At 64.4% G+C, this 16984-nt stretch carries 19 protein-coding genes; 5 read left to right on the top strand and 14 right to left on the bottom strand.

Annotation, left to right across the window (positions count from 1 at the left end):
* The 4 genes from JZZ72_RS22545 to JZZ72_RS22530 form a co-directional block, all read right to left on the bottom strand.
* Positions 1 to 478 (bottom strand): pyridoxal-phosphate dependent enzyme (locus JZZ72_RS22545; RefSeq protein ID WP_210015178.1); only part of this gene is annotated, 478 nt, incomplete at its 3' end.
* A 52-nt stretch (positions 479 to 530) separates the two neighbouring features.
* A complete protein-coding gene (locus tag JZZ72_RS22540) occupies positions 531 to 1217 on the bottom strand; it encodes a helix-turn-helix transcriptional regulator (protein WP_054914513.1) in 687 nt (228 codons plus the stop codon).
* A gap of 95 nt (positions 1218 to 1312) precedes the next feature.
* Positions 1313 to 1582, bottom strand: coding sequence for a hypothetical protein (locus JZZ72_RS22535; protein ID WP_043862785.1), 270 nt, complete (start codon positions 1580 to 1582; stop codon positions 1313 to 1315).
* A gap of 23 nt (positions 1583 to 1605) precedes the next feature.
* Entirely contained in the window at positions 1606 to 1815 is a 210-nt protein-coding gene (locus tag JZZ72_RS22530; protein ID WP_210015177.1) for a hypothetical protein, read from the bottom strand.
* Positions 1816 to 2035: 220 nt separating this feature from the next.
* Between JZZ72_RS22530 and JZZ72_RS22525 the strand changes: the two genes are divergently transcribed.
* Positions 2036 to 2947 (top strand): LysR substrate-binding domain-containing protein, encoded by a 912-nt coding sequence (locus JZZ72_RS22525; protein ID WP_043862783.1) that lies wholly within the window; start codon positions 2036 to 2038, stop codon positions 2945 to 2947.
* A 102-nt stretch (positions 2948 to 3049) separates the two neighbouring features.
* Here JZZ72_RS22525 and JZZ72_RS28130 read toward each other — a convergent pair whose 3' ends face one another.
* From JZZ72_RS28130 to JZZ72_RS22490, 7 genes are all read right to left on the bottom strand, one after another.
* On the bottom strand, positions 3050 to 3997 hold the full coding sequence (locus tag JZZ72_RS28130; protein WP_054914514.1) for a DUF2599 domain-containing protein: 948 nt from the start codon (positions 3995 to 3997) through the stop codon (positions 3050 to 3052).
* A gap of 360 nt (positions 3998 to 4357) precedes the next feature.
* Entirely contained in the window at positions 4358 to 4852 is a 495-nt protein-coding gene (locus JZZ72_RS22515; protein ID WP_123752678.1) for a DUF2599 domain-containing protein, read from the bottom strand.
* A gap of 283 nt (positions 4853 to 5135) precedes the next feature.
* The gene (locus JZZ72_RS22510) at positions 5136 to 6176 is read right to left on the bottom strand and encodes an ABC transporter substrate-binding protein (protein ID WP_043862780.1); all 1041 of its coding nucleotides are present in this window, start codon (positions 6174 to 6176) and stop codon (positions 5136 to 5138) included.
* Between the two features lie 133 nt (positions 6177 to 6309).
* Positions 6310 to 7470: an acetylornithine deacetylase gene (gene argE, locus JZZ72_RS22505; RefSeq protein ID WP_210015176.1), complete on the bottom strand. Its 1161-nt coding sequence runs from the start codon at positions 7468 to 7470 to the stop codon at positions 6310 to 6312.
* The gene (locus tag JZZ72_RS22500; RefSeq protein ID WP_210015175.1) at positions 7463 to 8137 is read right to left on the bottom strand and encodes a DUF1028 domain-containing protein; all 675 of its coding nucleotides are present in this window, start codon (positions 8135 to 8137) and stop codon (positions 7463 to 7465) included. Before JZZ72_RS22500 ends, argE begins: the two co-directional genes overlap by 8 nt.
* 10 nt (positions 8138 to 8147) lie before the next feature.
* A complete protein-coding gene (locus JZZ72_RS22495) occupies positions 8148 to 8558 on the bottom strand; it encodes a RidA family protein (RefSeq protein ID WP_003182257.1) in 411 nt (136 codons plus the stop codon).
* On the bottom strand, positions 8558 to 9889 hold the full coding sequence (locus JZZ72_RS22490; protein WP_236066318.1) for a flavin-containing monooxygenase: 1332 nt from the start codon (positions 9887 to 9889) through the stop codon (positions 8558 to 8560). The genes JZZ72_RS22495 and JZZ72_RS22490 overlap by 1 nt, the downstream gene beginning before the upstream one ends.
* Before the next feature lie 166 nt (positions 9890 to 10055).
* Between JZZ72_RS22490 and JZZ72_RS22485 the strand changes: the two genes are divergently transcribed.
* The gene (locus tag JZZ72_RS22485; protein ID WP_210015174.1) at positions 10056 to 10571 is read left to right on the top strand and encodes a GNAT family N-acetyltransferase; all 516 of its coding nucleotides are present in this window, start codon (positions 10056 to 10058) and stop codon (positions 10569 to 10571) included.
* Between the two features lie 61 nt (positions 10572 to 10632).
* Here JZZ72_RS22485 and JZZ72_RS22480 read toward each other — a convergent pair whose 3' ends face one another.
* The gene (locus JZZ72_RS22480) at positions 10633 to 11655 is read right to left on the bottom strand and encodes a DNA-binding protein (protein ID WP_116054003.1); all 1023 of its coding nucleotides are present in this window, start codon (positions 11653 to 11655) and stop codon (positions 10633 to 10635) included.
* 177 nt (positions 11656 to 11832) lie between these two features.
* Between JZZ72_RS22480 and JZZ72_RS22475 the strand changes: the two genes are divergently transcribed.
* The gene (locus tag JZZ72_RS22475) at positions 11833 to 12783 is read left to right on the top strand and encodes a site-specific integrase (protein WP_116054006.1); all 951 of its coding nucleotides are present in this window, start codon (positions 11833 to 11835) and stop codon (positions 12781 to 12783) included.
* Positions 12784 to 12826: 43 nt separating this feature from the next.
* On the opposite strand, the gene JZZ72_RS22470 is transcribed toward JZZ72_RS22475, so the two are convergent.
* A complete protein-coding gene (locus JZZ72_RS22470; protein ID WP_043862773.1) occupies positions 12827 to 13042 on the bottom strand; it encodes a TOBE domain-containing protein in 216 nt (71 codons plus the stop codon).
* A 241-nt stretch (positions 13043 to 13283) separates the two neighbouring features.
* Here JZZ72_RS22470 and JZZ72_RS22465 point away from each other — a divergent pair, with 241 nt between their 5' ends.
* Positions 13284 to 14459, top strand: a complete 1176-nt coding sequence (locus tag JZZ72_RS22465; RefSeq protein ID WP_213086009.1) for an acyl-CoA dehydrogenase family protein — start codon at positions 13284 to 13286, stop codon at positions 14457 to 14459.
* Positions 14460 to 14469: 10 nt separating this feature from the next.
* A complete protein-coding gene (locus JZZ72_RS22460; RefSeq protein WP_043862771.1) occupies positions 14470 to 15570 on the top strand; it encodes a sigma-54 interaction domain-containing protein in 1101 nt (366 codons plus the stop codon).
* Here JZZ72_RS22460 and JZZ72_RS22455 read toward each other — a convergent pair whose 3' ends face one another.
* Complete coding sequence (locus tag JZZ72_RS22455) at positions 15571 to 16980, bottom strand: MFS transporter (RefSeq protein WP_236066317.1); 1410 nt, start codon at positions 16978 to 16980, stop codon at positions 15571 to 15573.
* Positions 16981 to 16984 lie beyond the last annotated feature (4 nt).

Here is a 16984-nt window from a genome sequence, read left to right as displayed (position 1 = left end):
CCGAGAGCACGATCGCATCGGGCTTGAACCCACTGATGACCACCTCGTCGATCAGGCTGGCATGGCCTTGCCATAGCAGCGGATCGTCGAAGGGGTGGATGAAGGCCGCGTCGTCGGTGAGCAGCGATTGCGCATAGGCATTGGCCTCGTGCCAGGCGCTGCCGTGCACGATGACCTCGGCGTCCTCCTGGCGAATCAGCTGCCTGGCGCGTTCGGTGGTGGTTTGCGGCACCACCACGGTCACCGGCAAGCCCAGGCAGCGGCCCGCATAGGCCACCGCAATACCGGCGTTGCCCCCCGACGAGGACACGAAGCGGCGCTTGCCTTGCCTGGCATAGGCCTGGCAAGCCAGGCCCACGCCACGCAGCTTGAACGAGCCACAGGGCTGCAGGGCGTCGAGCTTGAGCCACACGTCCTGGCCGCTGGCCAGGCTGAGCGGGCGCGAAGGTACCAAAGGGGTTTCGAGATGCAGGGACATACCAGGCTCCAGGTCAGGCCAGTTCGACGATCGATTGAATTTCAACGCTTGCTCAGCGGTTGCGGATTTCATCGAGGTAGTTGTAGATGGTGTAGCGTGTCACCCCGAGTGCGGCGGCAGCTTTCTCGACGGCGCCCTTGACGATGAACAGTCCGCCATCGTGCATCTGGCGCACCGCCTCGAGCTTCTGCGCCTTGGCGATACGCCGGCCCTGGCTGCGTGCGTCGTGCAGGGCCGCATCAATGATCTGCGCCATCAACTGCTCGAGGTCGGGTTGGTTCTCGGTGGGCTCGCCGGGGGCTGCCCCGGTGCCGGGCAGCAGCTGTTCCAGGCACGCCTGGGCGGCGGCGATGCCACTGAAGTCGGTGTTCACGCACAGGCTGGCATAGGGCTCGCCCAAGGCGTCGCGGAACACCGCAGTGGCACTGCGCAGGGTCTTGCCGTCGCGGCCCAGGCTCGGGTAGTTGCCCACCACCACCGGGGTATGGCTGCCCTTGTCGCGCAGGGCCTGCAGCACCGCATTGAACCCCTGGTCTTCACGAGGCCCGGCCAGTACCGGGCTGCCGATCTGACGCCCACTGACATGCCCGTTGGCAATGGCAATCACCGAATGTTCCGGCCGGGTCAGGTCGTGCAGGACCACCTCGGTGGTGCGTCCCAGCACAGTGCCAAGCATCTGCACCGTTGCGTGCAGTACGCCCAGCACCAGCTGGCGTTCAGGGGTTGTATCGAGGGCCATCGAGCGCACCACAAGAAAAAACGAACCGAGAAAATATCAACATAAAGTTTAATTTTCAACGGTTCGTTAAAATAATCGCAGCACAAAATCGCGTGCTAGCCACCATCGGTATCGATATCGGCATCAGTGCGCGGCTTGCGCTCACGTTGTGGCTTGAAGTCAGGGCTGTAGGGGTTTTCCTTGTGAGGTTCGGGTGTATTGCTCTGCTCCTGCCCTCCTTCGTCCGGGCGTCCGGCATCCTGCAACGGCACCTCCACATCGCGTTCAGGCAGGCTCTTGCCATCGTCCGGGCGTTTCCAGGTTTGCGGCAGCGGTTGTGGCTGGTCTTCAGCAACGGGCTCGCGGTTGCGCGGGTCATGAATCATGCTTGGCGTCCTCCAGTACAGGTTCAGCGTCGTTCATCCGACAGTGGCGTCGGCTCGTCAGGTTCGGGCACTGACGGGTTGGTGTCGGGAATGCCCTCGACGTTGTTAGGGTGTTCGCGGCGATCGTCGTCGCCACGCACGTTCGGGTCAGTCACCGGGTCGTGTTCGCGTCGCGGGTCGTTGAGCGGGTCCTTCCACAGGGGGTCATCCTGCGGGCGTGGATCGATAGCCATGGCGGTCACCTCAGGTCGTGGTCCGACAAATGCGGGCCCTGCAGTTTTTCGAGGCCCCTGGACGTGGTAGGTGCCAGCCAGCCGATCAATGGTCAGGGGCCGCGTACCCGCCAGCGAAGGAAAAATATGCTCTGTGCCCCGCAAAATCCGCTGCAACCTGCGGGGCACGCAAGGCCAGCACGCGGTAAGGTAGGCAAAAACTACAACCTGAGGTGTTTGCGTGGCGTCCTATACCCTGCGTCAGCTTAGATATTTCGTCACCACGGTCGAATGCGGCAGCGTGGCCGAAGCCTCGCGCAAGCTGTACATCGCACAGCCATCGATATCCACGGCCATCAAGGGGCTCGAAGACGGGTTCGGCGTACAGTTGCTGATTCGGCATCATGCCCAGGGGGTTTCACTGACCCCGGGCGGTGCGCGGTTCTACCGCAAGGCTCAGGAACTGCTGCGCATGGCCCATGAGTTCGAGCAGAACGCCCTGGCGGACAACGACGTGGTGAGTGGGCAGATCGACATCGGCTGTTTCGAAACCGTCGCCCCACTCTATCTGCCGCGGCTGATCGCCGGGTTTCGCCAACGCTTTCCGGGCGTGGAAATTCGCCTGCGCGATGGCGAGCAGCAAGAGCTGGTACAAGGGCTGACGGCCGGCCGCTTCGACCTGGCGATCTTCTACCAGCATGACCTGGACAGCACCATCGAAACCGAGCCGCTGACCGCGCCGCAAAGGCCCTACGCCCTGCTGCCTGCTGGCCATCGCTTCGCCGGTCAAGCCCAGGTCTCGCTGCGCGACCTGGTACTTGAGCCGATGATACTGCTGGACGTGCAACCCAGCCGTACCTATTTCGTGAGCATTTTCGAGGAACTGGGCCTGAACCCGAACATCGTGTTCGGCTCGCCCTCTATCGAGATGGTGCGCGGCATGGTCGGCCAGGGTTTCGGTTTCGCACTGCTGGTGACGCGGCCACGTTCCACCATCAGCTATGACGGCCAGCCACTGGTGTGCGTGGATATCGCCGAAGACGTGACCGGTTCGGCACTGGTGGCCGCCTGGCTCAAACGTGCGCAGCTGACCAAGCCTGCGCAGTTGTTCGTGGATTACTGCAAGGAGCAGTTCAGGCTGTGGCTGGCGTGAAAGCGGGCCGATCACTGCACGCTGTATAGTTTCAGCAGGTATCAATAAAGCGACAACTCACGACCTGTGCTCGGCCGCAATAAAGTGCGGGCCTGCAGCAATCTAGGGGTTGCAGTTGGCCTTGACCGCCGCCTCGTGGGACACATAAGGGCGATGCGGCTCGATGAACCAGGATGCTTTGGTTCGGTACGTGGTCAGCAGGCAGACGAACTGGCGACGCATGCTGTTGGTGTTGCTCCACTGCCGGTCACTGCCGGCCTTGTTCAGCAGCTCCTGGAACGCCAGGTCGGTCTGGTCTGCGGCGATAGTGCGGGTACAGGCGGAAGGCTTGATTTCCAGGCTCCACTGGTTGCCATTGATCGCGCCCCATTTCACCGAGTCTATGTAGCGCGGGCAGCGGCCTGGCACCGGTTTCGGAGGCACGACCCCGGTCGAACCTGTTTCGGCTTGATCGGCAACGATAAAGTCGAAGCGAAAGTGATCATTGATGTTGGCAGGTGGCGTCAGCCGCACAATGGGCACGATGATGCCGGTGTCGGCCCGAAACTCCTTCTGGTTGAGCCTGGCAGCGGCCAGCCCGTTCGGTACCCCTGCCGGCCAGTGGGCAGGCACACCCACTGGCATATAGAAGAATGCCTGGATGGGCAGGGTTCTGGCACGACCCGCCGGCCATGTCGTAACAACAAGTTCGTTCTGCTCGCTGAACCCTTCTGCGGCCAGTATGTTTTTCATCTGCAGCATGAGCATGAAGTAACCGGCACTGTTGGCAACGCCCCTGCGCATGTCGAAGCCGCATTGATTCAGCGGGCGGTACTTGGCGGGCTGGTACCAGATCCCGAGCCATTGTTGAGGCGTGGTGACGCCCTGGCTCTGGCATGGCCGGCTGTGTGGGTAAACAACTCCCTCGTAGACCATGGTGCCGCAGGGTGTGTTCCTGAACCAGTTCCAGCCATCCATGCTGTAGGCGCACTGCACCATCAGCAGGTCCTTGCCCGCTGGCCTGCGGTCCTGGGGATACATGATCAGACCGTCGTTGAATCCCCACGCCACTGACCTGAACCTTGCGTCGTAACGTATGTAGGAGAACGACGTTCCGCCACTTCTCCCCGAGGTCGGGCTAGGGTCCCAGATGCGAAATGCCCCGGGGTTCTGCGGCCGCTGGGTGACGCGCATCAGGACACCGCTGCATAGAAACGGCGGTTTGCCTGAATCACCGCAATGCGAGTTGCCTGCGCTGTAGTTGTACCTGAGGTCGGCTACGGTGGCGTTGCCGTCCTCCAGCGAGCTGCGTGGTGAGCCAGGCGCCCACTGTGCCAACCCCGGCGCACTGGCTGCGACGCACCCCAGAAACATCAACACCTTTAACCTGTTCATGGTCCACTCCTTGTGCTGCAGTGCTGAAACTGCCTGTCAACGTGGCGTCGGATTGCAACCGGCAGCCACCGATACGCGATGAGACACATCGGGTCGAAAAGGCTCCAGGTTCCAGGTTTTCTTGTAGCGGGCGGTGGCCAGGTGGCACACCAACTGACGACGCATGCCGCCCCCGTTGTCGAGGCGCCAGCGCCAGTCACTGCCGTAGCGCTTGTACAGCTCCGTGTAGGCGGCGTTGGTTTCGTCCTGGTGGATGCGTCGCCCGCAATAGGTAGGCGTGAGCTCCAGGGTCCAGGCGTTCTTGCGGATGCCTGGGTCGTAGCGGTAGCTCCACTGCCCCGACTCGAAGTAGCGCGTGCAACGTGCGCGCGCAGCGGCTTCGCCAGGCGAAGCGTCGACGGAGGAAAGCTCGCTGCTCGACGCCTGGGTGCCTGGCGCATGAGGCGTCGACTGCTGGCTCGGATGGATGCAGCCAGTCAGCAGTACTGCTGCCAGCAAACAACAAGCTCTGGTGGCAAGATGGATGGGCATCACCGGCTCCTTTGGCAGGATTGCCCATGTCGATCACACTTCAGGGGTTGCCGTTGGCTGCCATTGCGGGCTGGTGACGCGCATACGGGCGGCGCGTCTCGATGTTCCAGGGGGGCTTGTTCGGTACGGACAGGCCGGGCCAGCGTATGTCGCAAGGTGTTCATATCGCTCTCCCACTGTCTGCCCAACGGCAAGGCAAACAGTAACGGTGAGCAACACCAGCCCGCTACTGACAGAAGTATCAGTAGCGGGGGCTAAGGCCTGGGTGGGATATTGGCTCGAATCAGCGCGCCGCCCAGGCATTGAAGCGTTGTTCCAGCTCCTCGCCATGGTCAACCCAGAACGCCGCATCCACTGCTCGCGCCTGGGCCAGGTTGGCTTCGGCAGTGGGCAGCTGCTTCTGTACTTCGGCTGGCAGCAAACCCAGGGTCTGCTTGTTTACCGGGCCATACGGAATGTTTTCCGAGAACACCTTCTGCGCCTGTGGCTGGCTGGCGAACGCAATGAAATCCTCGGCCAGTTTCTTGTTCGGCGTACCCTTCACCACCGCCCAGTATTCAGGGTCGAACAGGCTCTGCGGCCATACGATGCTCAGCTTCATGCCCTCCTTCTGCGCAGCCGCGATGCGCCCGTTGTACGCCGCGCTCATCACCACATCGCCGGCAATCAACCACTGCGCAGGTTGCGCCCCGGCTTCCCACCACTGGATGTTGGACTTGATCTGGTCCAGCTTGGCGAACGCGCGGCTCACCCCTTCAGGGGTGCCGAGCACCTTGTACAACTCATCGGGCTTGACGCCGTCGGCGAGCAAGGCGATCTCCAGGGTGTACTTGGCGCCCTTGCGCAGGCCGCGCTTGCCGGGGAAGTCCTTCACGTTCCAGAAGTCCGCCCATGAGGTCGGCCCCTTGGCCAGCTTGGCATGGTCGTAGGCCATCACCATCGACCATACATAGGTGGCCACGCCGCACTCGGTGAAGGTGCCGGGCACAAAATTGGCCTGGTCACCGAAACGTTGCGGGTCGAGTTTCTCGAACAGGCCTTCATCACAGCCGCGCAACAGCTCGGGGCTTTCGACCTCGACCACATCCCAGCTGGTGTGGCCGACGTCGACCATGGCCTTGATTTTCGACAGCTCGCCGTTGTACTCGCCTGCCACCACGGTGCCCGCACCGCTGGCATTGAATGGCTGGAAGTAGGCCTTTTCCTGTGCCTGCTTGGTGGCGCCGCCAAACGAGATGACGGTCAGGTTCTGCGGGGCGGCAAACACGGCACTGCTCAACAGGGCCAGGGCAAACGGAACGCTGCAACGCAAGGATCGGGTCATGGCTCACTTCCTCGACTAGGCCGGCACGCTCGTGCGCGCCGGCGGGGTTTTGTTAGGCGACCGCGGGTACGGTCGTCCTGCTCTACGGCAGTAAAAGGTGCAACGTTGGCCGGCTCGTATGCCGATCTGTGTGTTATGTCTCGCTCAAAAACGCCGCCAGACGCTCCATCAGCCGGTCACAACCAGCCAGCTGTTCGACGCTGACGTATTCGTCCGGCTTGTGTCCCTGGTCCATGCTGCCCGGCCCGCAGACCACCGCCGGTATCCCCGCCTGGTCGAACAGCCCGCCTTCGGTGCCAAAGGCCACCGTGCTGAAGGCATCGCTGCCGCACAGCCGGGCAATCAGCTGCGCCGCCGCGCTGTCCGGTGGCGTGGCAAGCCCCGGGTAGCTCGACAGTGCTTCGAAACGAATGCCGCTGTCGGCATTGACCGCCTGCATCGCCGGCACTACTTCGCGCGCGGCAAACGCCTGCAATTCATCGGCCACCGCTTGCGGGGCGAACGCCGGCAGCGCCCGCACCTCGAAATCGAAACGGCAATCGGCCGGCACGATGTTCAGCGCCGTGCCGCCCTGGATCGTGCCCACCTGCACGGTCGAAAATGCCGGGTCAAATCGTTCGTCGTGAAGCTCCGGCGCCGCCAGACGCTTACCGATTGCCCCCAGCTGGCCGATCAGCCGCGCCGCCTGCTCGATGGCGTTGACGCCATAGGGCGCGTAGGCCGAATGACAGGCCGCGCCGTGCACATGGCAGCGCATGGCCAGCTTGCCCTTGTGCCCGAGCACCGGCTTGAGTTCGGTGGGTTCGCCGATCAGGCACAGCGCCGGCATCGGGATACGCCGTGGCAACACCTCGAGCAGGCTGCGTACCCCCAGGCAACCCACCTCTTCGTCATACGAAAACGCCAGGTGTACCGGGCGGCGCAACGGGCTTGCCAGAAACAGCGGCACCGCCGCCAGCACCGAGGCCAGGTAGCCTTTCATGTCGGCAGTGCCCCGGCCGTACAGCTTGCCGTCCTGCTCGCTCAGGTCGAACGGCGGCACCGTCCAGGCCTGGCCGTCCACCGGTACCACATCGGTGTGTCCGGACAGCACCACGCCACCCTCCACACCCGGGCCGATGCTGGCCAGCAGGTTGGCCTTGGTGCGTTCGGCGTTGTAGATCAGCTCGCAGTCCACCCCCAGATCGTCCAGGTAATCGCGCACGAACTCGATCAGCGCCAGGTTCGAATCCCGACTCACCGTGGCGAAGCCGACCAGCTGCGCCAGCAGGGTGCGGCTGCGCCATTCACTCATCGCCGGGCACTCCGTAGCTGGGCGCCTGCGTCGGGTCCAGGGCGCGGGTCAGGTAGTCCTGCAACTGGGGTTCATAGGCGGTCCACAGTTTGTGCAGTTCGCCGATGGGATTCTCGTCGGCCCAGTCCACCCGCAGGTCGACGATCGGCCAGGTCAGGTCGCCGACCACCGACAGTGCCGCCGAGTGCACCCCCCCGGCCTCGCCGCCTGCGGCCTGCCCCGCCTGCAATGCCGTGAGCAACCGGGCGGCCAGGCAGCCCTCGCTGCGCTCGAAGGCCTCGACCATGCGTTCGATCACCGCGCTGCTGGCCAGCAGGTTGCCGGCGGCCACGCATTGATCGCCTGCCACTGCATTGTGGGTGCCCAGTGCGTGGCTGCCACTGAAGAGTGCGGTGCGCCCCTGGGCATCCACCACCGCTACCTGACGGTACTGGCCATAGCCATTGCTCGACAGCGCCTGGTCCAGGGCCGTGGCGGGGGCCAGCCCGTCGGCCAGGCCATCGAGTATCTGCGGGCCCAGCGCCGGCAACGTGATGTTCTGGCTCGACACCGCGCCCACGCCGGCGCGCAGCCAGGGGCAACGCGCGCCCACGGCGATGCTCGACGAGCTGATGGCGATACCCAGCTGGCCGGTTTCGGCGCAGCGTCCGACGATAGAAAAAGTCATGTGCCGCTCCTTATTCGGGGATCACCGCGATCACGTCGATTTCCATCAGCCATTGCGGTTGGCCCAGGGCACTGACCACCAGCCCGGTGGAAATCGGAAACACGCCCTTGAGCCATTTGCCGACCTCCTGGTACACCGGCTCGCGGTAGCGCGGGTCGATCAGGTAGGTGGTGGTCTTGACGATGTGGCTCAGGTCGCTGCCGGCTTCTTCGAGCAGTTGCTTGACGTTGCGCATGGCCTGCTCGGCCTGGGCCCGTGGGTCGCCAAGGCCGACCAGTTGACCGTCGAAATCGGTGCCCACCTGGCCACGCACGTAGACCGTGTTGCCGGCACGCACGGCCTGGCACAGGTCGTTGTCCAGGGTCTGGTTGGGGTAGGTATCCTTGGTGTTGAACATGCGGATGCGGGTATGGGTAGGCATCAACGTACTCCCAGTTTCTGGACGTTGGAATCACAGTGGGCGGCAGCCTCGCGTTGCGCGGCGTCGCGGTAGTCGAAATAGGTGCGCTGTTTCACGATGTGCTCGGCGATGTGCCGGGCGTCGTGCCACACGCCCCAGATAAAGGCGGAGCCACGGCGCGACAGCCACGGCAGGCCGACGAAATAGATCCCCGGTTCGCGGGACACACCGCGCTGATGCTGTGGCTTGCCGTCGGGCTTGAAGGCATCGACCTTCAGCCAGCTGTAGTCGGTCGAGTAGCCGGTGGCCCAGATGATCGAGGTGACACCGGCCTTGGCCAGGTCCAGCTCAAGAATCGGTTGGGTCAGGCACTGCGGGTCGGGCAGCATGTGGCGTGCTTCGGGTTCTTCGGGCAGGTCCAGGCCGTTGCGTGCAATGTAGTCGTCGGCGGCATCGAGCAGCGCCAGGTAGTTCTCGTCGCCGCGGGCGATGTTCTCGGCCAGGTTGGCCTCGAAGCTGACCACACCTTGATCGAATGCGCGGGTCAGGCCCACCAGCGTGATGCCCTGGTGGGCCAGCTTGCGAAAGTCCACGGTATGTCCGCCACGGGCACCGCTGACCGCGATGGTCACGTGCTCCTTGCCGGGCTGCACGCCTTCGGCGTCCCACAGGCCGAGCACCCCCAGCCACCAGCAGAAGTCGCGATTGCGGTAGGCGCGTGGCGGGCGATCGTGCGCGCCCACCGACAGGTACACCTGCTTGCCGGCGCGCTGCAGTTCATCGGCGATCTGCACACCCGAGGAGCCCGCGCCCACCACCAGCACCGCGCCTTCGGGCAATTGCCGGGGGTTGTGGTAGTCGGCCGAATGCAGCTGGGTGATGCCGGGAAGCTGCGGGGCGATGGGCGGGATCACCGGGCGCTGGAACGGCCCGGTGGCCACCACCACCTGGTTGGCCTCGATCAGGCCCGTGGAGGTCTGCACCGTAAAGCCCGGGCGACCTTCGTTGCGTTCGACCTTGAGCACTTCGACACCGGTACGAATGGGCGCGTCGATCTTCTTGGCATAGGTCTCGAAGTAGGCCGCCACCTGATCCTTGCCGGCGAAGGCATCGGCATCCAGGCCTTCGAATTCCAGGCCCGGGAAGCGGTCGTGCCAGGCCGGGCCGTTGGCCACCAGCGAGTCCCAGCGACCGGTGCGCCAGGCTTCGGCGATGCGGTTGCGTTCCAGCACCAGGTGCTGCACCCCGAGGCGGCCCAGGTGCTCACTCATGGCCACGCCGGCCTGACCGGCGCCTACTACAAGCGTATCAATTCGGGTTTTTTCAACGGTCATGGCTGTGCGCTTCTGCATGAGGGGGTTGCCCGCATTCTGTGCGCCGCCGGGTATTAGCGAAATTATGATTTATGTCGCCACTGGCAAGGAAAAAGCGTGCCCCCGTATTGCCCATGCCAGGGGCGCTTGCACAACCCTGGTGCTTTGCACAGACTGCGTGGGTTCCCATTGCAGAGCGTGCCCGATGTCCTTTTCCATTCGCCTGGCCACCCCTACCGATGCTCCCCTGCTGCCTGCCATAGAGCGCTCTGCGGCCCAGGCCTTTGTGCAAGTGCCGGCACTGGCGTGGATTGCCGAGCACACGGTGCTCAGCAGCGTCGAGCACCTGGAGTTCGTGGCTGCCGGGCTCGAGTGGGTGGTGGTGGATGGGCGGGATCGCCCGATTGGCTTCGTGTGTGCCAGCGTGTTCGATGAGTCGCTGCACATCGAAGAGCTGGCGGTGGATCATGCGCAGCAAGGCCAGGGCCTGGGTCGGCGATTGATTGCGGCCGTGCGCGCGCATGCCGAGGCCCAGGGCTTCGCGGCCCTGACCCTCACCACCTTTGTGGCGGTGCCGTGGAATGCACCGTTTTATGCACGGTTGGGTTTCGAGAGGCTGGAAGAGGCGTCGTTAAGCGGTATGTTGCGCCGGCAGATGGCGTACGAGGCTTCGCGAGGGTTGCAGGGGCGGTGTGCGATGCGCTTGTCATTGCGCGACTAGCTGGCGCCCCAAGACGCCGGCAAGGCCGGCTCCTAGATTCGCTGCAACGCACCCTGCCCTGTCAGGGGTGAGTCGGCAGCCCTGTCTGCTCGGCTTCAGCTTGGTCTGAGGCTTGCTCCTTTGCCTTCAAGGCCTCCAGCTCTGCATCGCGCTGCTCGACCTGCGCCTGCAATTGCTCAATCACCTGCTGTTGCTGGCGTTGTTCACCCGCCCCCTGCTCCACCTGCTGCCCCAGCACCTGGTTCTGCCGCAACAGCTCCTCCCGCGCACCCAGCGACTGCGCCAGGCTGGCCATCAAGGTCTTGATCTCCTGTGCCTGTTGCGCCTGCTGGTCCTGCAGCGCCTGCCGCTCACGCTGCACCTGCCGCGCCTCCACCAGCAAGCGCTCGTTGTCGCGGTTGAGCCGCGTCAGTTCGTCCTGCTTGACGATCAGGCTCTGCTGCAACTGACGCACCTCGACCTGCAACTGCTGTACCTGCGCCTCATGCCGGCGCTGATCCTGCTCGCGCTGCTCACGGGTGGCGGTGCGGTAATGCTCCAGCGCATCGCGGGCATGCTGGTGCTTGTCTTCCAGCGACTGGATCTGCTCGTCCTTGTCGTTCAGGCGCAGGTTCAACTCACCTACCGCCTGATTCAAGGTGGCATTGCGCGTCTGCTCGGTCTGCAGGGTACTGCGGGTCGTGGCCAGCTGCGCCGACTCACCCGCCAGCGCCTCGGCCTGAATCTGGTGTTGCTGCTGCAGGGTCGCCAGCGCCTGCTGGATCGCCTGCAGTTCGCCCTGCAAGGCCGCCTTTTCATGGTCGAACACGTTCTGCGCCGCTTCGATACGCGCGTCGCCCTCCTCCACCAGTTGCTGGGCCAGCTGACTGACCAGGTTGGCCAGGGCTTCGCTCATGCCCGGCTTGTCCGCTGCCAGTGTCGGTTGCTGCGCGTCCAGCTCCTTGAGGTAGCGGTGAATCGTGGTCTTGGACCCGGTGTTGCCCAGCTCGATGCGTACGGCATCGATACTGGGGTGTTCGCCACGGGCCAATAGCGCCTGACGCGCCTTCTGCACGATTGCCTTGTTGATACCGCCACGGGCCATGGGTGCTCCTACTATTTCGTAATGTGGTACGTACTATGTAGATACATACTAAATGAAATTGAAAAAATGCCTATAGAAATCAGAATAAAAGATGAAATAATCAAGGCTTATCACATGTGATAGGCAAAAAACGCCCGGTTGCAGTCGCTCAGCCATACACCGATGGAGAACCTGCCGATGAACAAGCTCGATCGCTACCTGGACGCAGCCGTAAGGGACAACACGCGGCGCAGCTACCGCGCGGCCGTGGAGCATTTCGAGGTGAGCTGGGGTGGCTTTCTACCGGCCACGGCCGACAGCATCGCGCGCTACCTGGCCGATTACGCCGAGCAGCACTCGATCAACACCTTGCGCCAGCGCCTGGCCGCGCTGGGCCAGTGGCACACCAGCCAGGGCTTTCCCGACCCCACCAAGGCGCCGCTGGTGCGCCAGATGCTCAAGGGCATACGCGCGGTGCACCCGGCGCAGGAGCGCCAGGCAGCCGCCCTGACCCTGGAACACCTGCAGCGCACGGTCGACGCACTGCACACCAAGGCCGCACAGGCGCAACAGGCGCACTGCCTGCCCGAGCTGCTGCGCGCACGGCGCGATGTCGCCCTGCTGCTGATCGGGTTCTGGCGAGGGTTCAGGGGCGATGAACTGGCGCGCCTGCGCGTGGAGCACATTCAGGCCCAGGCGGGCGTGGGCATGCAGCTGTACCTGGCGCAAAGCAAAGGGGACCGGCAGGGCCGCGGGGTCAGTCATCGCACCCCTGCCCTGAAGAGCCTGTGCCCGGTACAGGCCTACATCGACTGGATCAGCGTGGCGGGCATCGCCCGCGGGCCGGTGTTTCGCAAGCTCGATCGCTGGGGCAACCTGGGCGAGCAGGCGCTCAACAGTGGCAGCCTGATCGTGCTGCTGAGGCGGATTTTTGCAGATGCCGGGCTACCCGCCAGCCTCTACAGCAGCCACTCGCTGCGTCGTGGCTTTGCCACCTGGGCCAGTGGCAATGGCTGGGACATGAAAGCGCTGATGGCCCACGTGGGCTGGCGCGACGTGAAATCGGCGCTGCGCTACGTGGATGCGTCGGTGTCGTTCGGGGAGCTGGAAGTGTTGCCGGCCAGAAGGGACGTGCTGACAGCCGACTGAGCATTGCGGTGAGGGCCACCCGGCGCTCACCGTCACACCCCTCTCACAGCTTCGCGATCGACACCTCGGTCGATTTCACGAACGCGATCACCTCGCTGCCAATCCTCAGTTCCAGCTCATGCACCGACCGCGTGGTGATCACCGAGGTGACGATGCCGGCCTGGGTCTGCACGTCGATTTCCGAGACCACCGGCCCCTCGATGATCTCCTTGATGGTGCCCTTGAACTGGTTACGTACGTTGATCGCCTTGATGGTCATGGTGTGGCTCCTTAGCAGTTGGGAGCACCGACGTTGCAGTGCGTGAATGCAGAGTGCACCGCAAAGATAAAAATCAAAAAGAATAAATAACGACAAATATAGATCTGTTTGGAATATGAAAAGCTGTATATCAACATTCCTAAACGTTATTTATTTAAGGTTTTTTAGATCATTTAGCATCGACAGGGCCCGGCCTTGAGGCCCGAACCTTTTTGCACAGGTAACCCGCGTGAGCGCCACGTTGCATACCCCTCGATCGACCCCGCTGCAGATTGCCCGCGACCTGGCCCAGACATTCAGCCGCAGCGTGGTAGAGCGCGACCGCAAGGGCGGCACGCCCAAGGCCGAGCGCGATGCCCTGCGTGCCAGCGGCCTGCTGGCCCTGAGCATCCCCCGCGAGTTCGGCGGGCTGAACGCCACCTGGAGCCAGACCTTCGATGTGGTGCGCGAATTCGCCCGGGTCGACAGCTCCATTGCCCATGTGTTCGGCTTTCACCACCTGATGCTGGCCACCGTGCGTCTGTTCGGCGCACCTTCGCAATGGCAGCCCTGGTACGAGCTGACGGCGCGCAAGAACTGGTTCTGGGGCAATGCCCTCAACCCCCTCGACACCCGCACCATCGTCAAGCACCACGGCAGCTGGCGTGAATTCTCCGGCAAGAAGAGCTTCTGCTCGGGCGCCAGCGATTCACAAATGCTGATTGCCTCGGCCGTGGACGAGGCTGCCGGGGGCAAGCTGCTGATTGCCGCGATACCCAGCGGTCGCACCGGCATCACCCTGCACGACGACTGGCACAACATGGGCCAGCGCCAGACCGACAGCGGCAGCGCCACCTTCGAACGGGTGCGCGTGGAAGAAGGCGACCTGCTGCTCGACCCCGGCCCGCTGAGCACGCCGTTCGCCTGCCTGCGGCCGCTGATCGCCCAGCTGCATTTCGCCAACATCTGCCTGGGCATCGCCGAAGGCGCGTTCGAAGAAGCGCGCCAGTACACCCTCAACGAGACCCGGCCCTGGTTCAAGTCCACGGCCCTTGATAGCCGCGACGATCCTTATGTACTGGGCCACTTCGGCGACTTCTGGGTACGCCTGCAAGGCGCCCGGCTGCTGCTCGACAACGCCGCCGGCGAACTCGACCGGGCCTGGGCCAAGGGCGCCGCGCTCGGCGCAGACCAGCGCGGCCGCGTGGCGGTGGCCATCGCCACCGCCAAGGTGGCGGCCAGCCGCGACGGCCTGGAGCTGTGCAGCAAGGTCTTCGAGGTCACCGGCGCCCGCGCCACGCAGGCCTCGGTGGGGCTCGACCGGCACTGGCGCAATCTGCGCACCCAGAGCCTGCACGACCCGCTGGATTACAAACTCCACGAACTGGGCGACTGGGCCTTGAACCAGCGCCTGCCGATTCCGACGTTCTATTCATAGTGTGACTGCCATGCAATTGTTGACCCTACCGCCCTCGCCCGCGTTGGCCACCTCGATCCGCGCCACCGCGCAGGTGTTCGAAGACCCCAAGTCACGTGCGCTGCTGGCGCACCTGCAACAGGTGGCGCCCAGCGAAGCCAGCGTGCTGATCATCGGCGAGACCGGTACCGGCAAAGAGCTGGTGGCGCGCCACATTCACAACCTGAGCGGGCGACGTGACAAGCCGTTCGTGGCCGTCAACTGCGGCGCGTTTTCCGAATCGCTGGTCGAGGCCGAGCTGTTCGGCCACGAGAAAGGCGCCTTCACCGGCGCCCTGGCGGCCAAGGCCGGCTGGTTCGAAGAGGCCAACGGCGGCACCCTGTTCCTCGACGAGATCGGCGACCTGCCGATGCCGATCCAGGTCAAGCTGCTGCGCGTGCTGCAGGAGCGCGAAGTGGTGCGCCTGGGCTCGCGCAAGAGCATTCCCATCGATGTGCGGGTACTGGCCGCCACCAACGTGCAGCTGGAAAAGGCGATCAATGCCGGGCACTTTCGCGAAGACCTCTATTACCGTCTGGACGTGGTCAGCCTGGAGCTGGTGCCGCTGCGCGAACGCCCCGGCGACATCCTGCCGCTGACCCGCCACTTCATCGATGCCTACAGCCAGCGCCTGGGCTACGGCCAGGTGCGCCTGAGCGCCCAGGCCGAGCACAAGCTGCGCACCTACGGCTGGCCGGGCAACATCCGCGAGCTGGAAAACGTCATCCACCACACCCTGCTGATCTGCCGCGACGGCCTGATCGAGCACGACGACCTGCGCCTGTCGAACATGCGCATCGAACGCCAGGACGACAGCCCCAGCCAGGACGACTCGGCCCAGGCGCTGCTCGAACGGGCCTTCCAGAAACTCTTCGAGGAACAGGCCGGCGCGTTGCACGAACAGGTCGAGGACGCGCTGTTGCGCGCGGCCTACCGTTTCAGCCACTACAACCAGGTGCACACCGCCAACCTGCTGGGCCTGACCCGCAATGTCACGCGTACCCGCCTGATCAAGATCGGCGAACTGGCGGTCAATCGCCGCCGGCCCACTGGCGCCACCCAGGGCGAGCGGGTGCTCAACCTGTCGATCTGATCAGCCACGCGCGGCATACACCGCATTGCCGGCGTCCGCTGCCAGGCGCCGGAACACCAGTGCCGAGGCCATGCACGCCAGCCCGCACAGCAGCATCACCCAGGCCACGTCGCTGGTGACGGGGGTGGCGTGCCCGCGCAGGTTCATCAGCACCCCCAGCAGCGAGGCGGCCAGCCCCACCGACAGGCTCATGCTCAACTGCACCGTCATCGCCGACAGGCTGCTGGCCCGGCTGCTCAGCGCCGCCGGTACATCCGCATAGGTCAGCGCGCCCAGGGTGCTGAACTGCAGCGAACGGATCACTGCGCTGGCGAACAGCATCAGCACGATCACCCCGTACGGCGTATCGCTGGTAAAGCTGGCACAGGCCCCCAGGGTCAGCCCGGTGAGCAGCGCATTGCCGGTGAGCGTGCGACGGATGCCGAAGCGGCGCACCACGCGCACTGCCAGCAGCTTCATCAGAAACGCCCCCGCGCCACCCGCCAGGGTCAGCAGCCCCGCATGCAGCGGGCTCAGGCCAAAGCACAGCTGAAACATCAGCACCAGCAGGAACGGGCCAGACGAGGTGCCCAGGCGCAGCAGGTTGCCGCCCCAGAAGCTGATGCGGTAGCTGGGAATGCGCAGCAGCGACAAGTCCAGCAGCGGTTCGGCGCAGCGCCGTGCATGGCGGATGTACCACGCGCCGCACAGCAGCCCCGCCCCGATCATCACCGCCACCCACGCTCGCGGCAGCAGGCCGTGGCCCAGCGCCTCGAAACCGAACACCAGCGCTCCTAGCGCGGTGCCGCTGAGCAGCAGCCCGCGCACATCCAGCGCCCGCGCACGAACCCCGGGATAATGCGGTACATGGCGCAGCACCAGCACGATGCCCACCAGGCCGATGGGCAGGTTGATCAGGAAGATCCAGTGCCACGACACGAACGTCACCATCAGCCCGCCCAGCGGCGGCCCGATCATGGGCCCGATCAGCGCCGGAATGGTCAGGTACGACAGGTTGCGCATCAGGTCTTCGCGCGGCGACCAGCGCAGCAGGATCACCTGCCCCACCGGCACCATCATCGCCCCCGCCGCGCCCTGCAGCATGCGCGCCAGGCACAGCTGCAGCAGCGAGGTGGAGGCCGCGCAGGCCAGCGACGACACGATGAACAGCACGATCGCCACCACGAACAGCCGTCGTGGGCCGAAGCGGTCTGCGGCCCAGCCACTGACCGGCACGCACAGCGCGGCGGCCAGCATGTACAGCGACACCACCAGGTTCATGCGCACGCTCGGCGCGCCGAAGTCGCTGGCCATCTGCGGCAAGGCCGTCATCACCACGGTGGAGTCGATCAGTTCCATGCACAGCGCGCAGCCGATGATCATCGGCACCTTGCGCGAAACCGGCCGCAAGGCCGGCAGGGGTTCGGCCATGGTC

The organism is Pseudomonas palmensis (assembly GCF_017848315.1).
In the GTDB taxonomy this organism is placed as follows: domain Bacteria; phylum Pseudomonadota; class Gammaproteobacteria; order Pseudomonadales; family Pseudomonadaceae; genus Aquipseudomonas; species Aquipseudomonas palmensis.
This window is presented reverse-complemented; position numbering and strand designations above follow the sequence as displayed.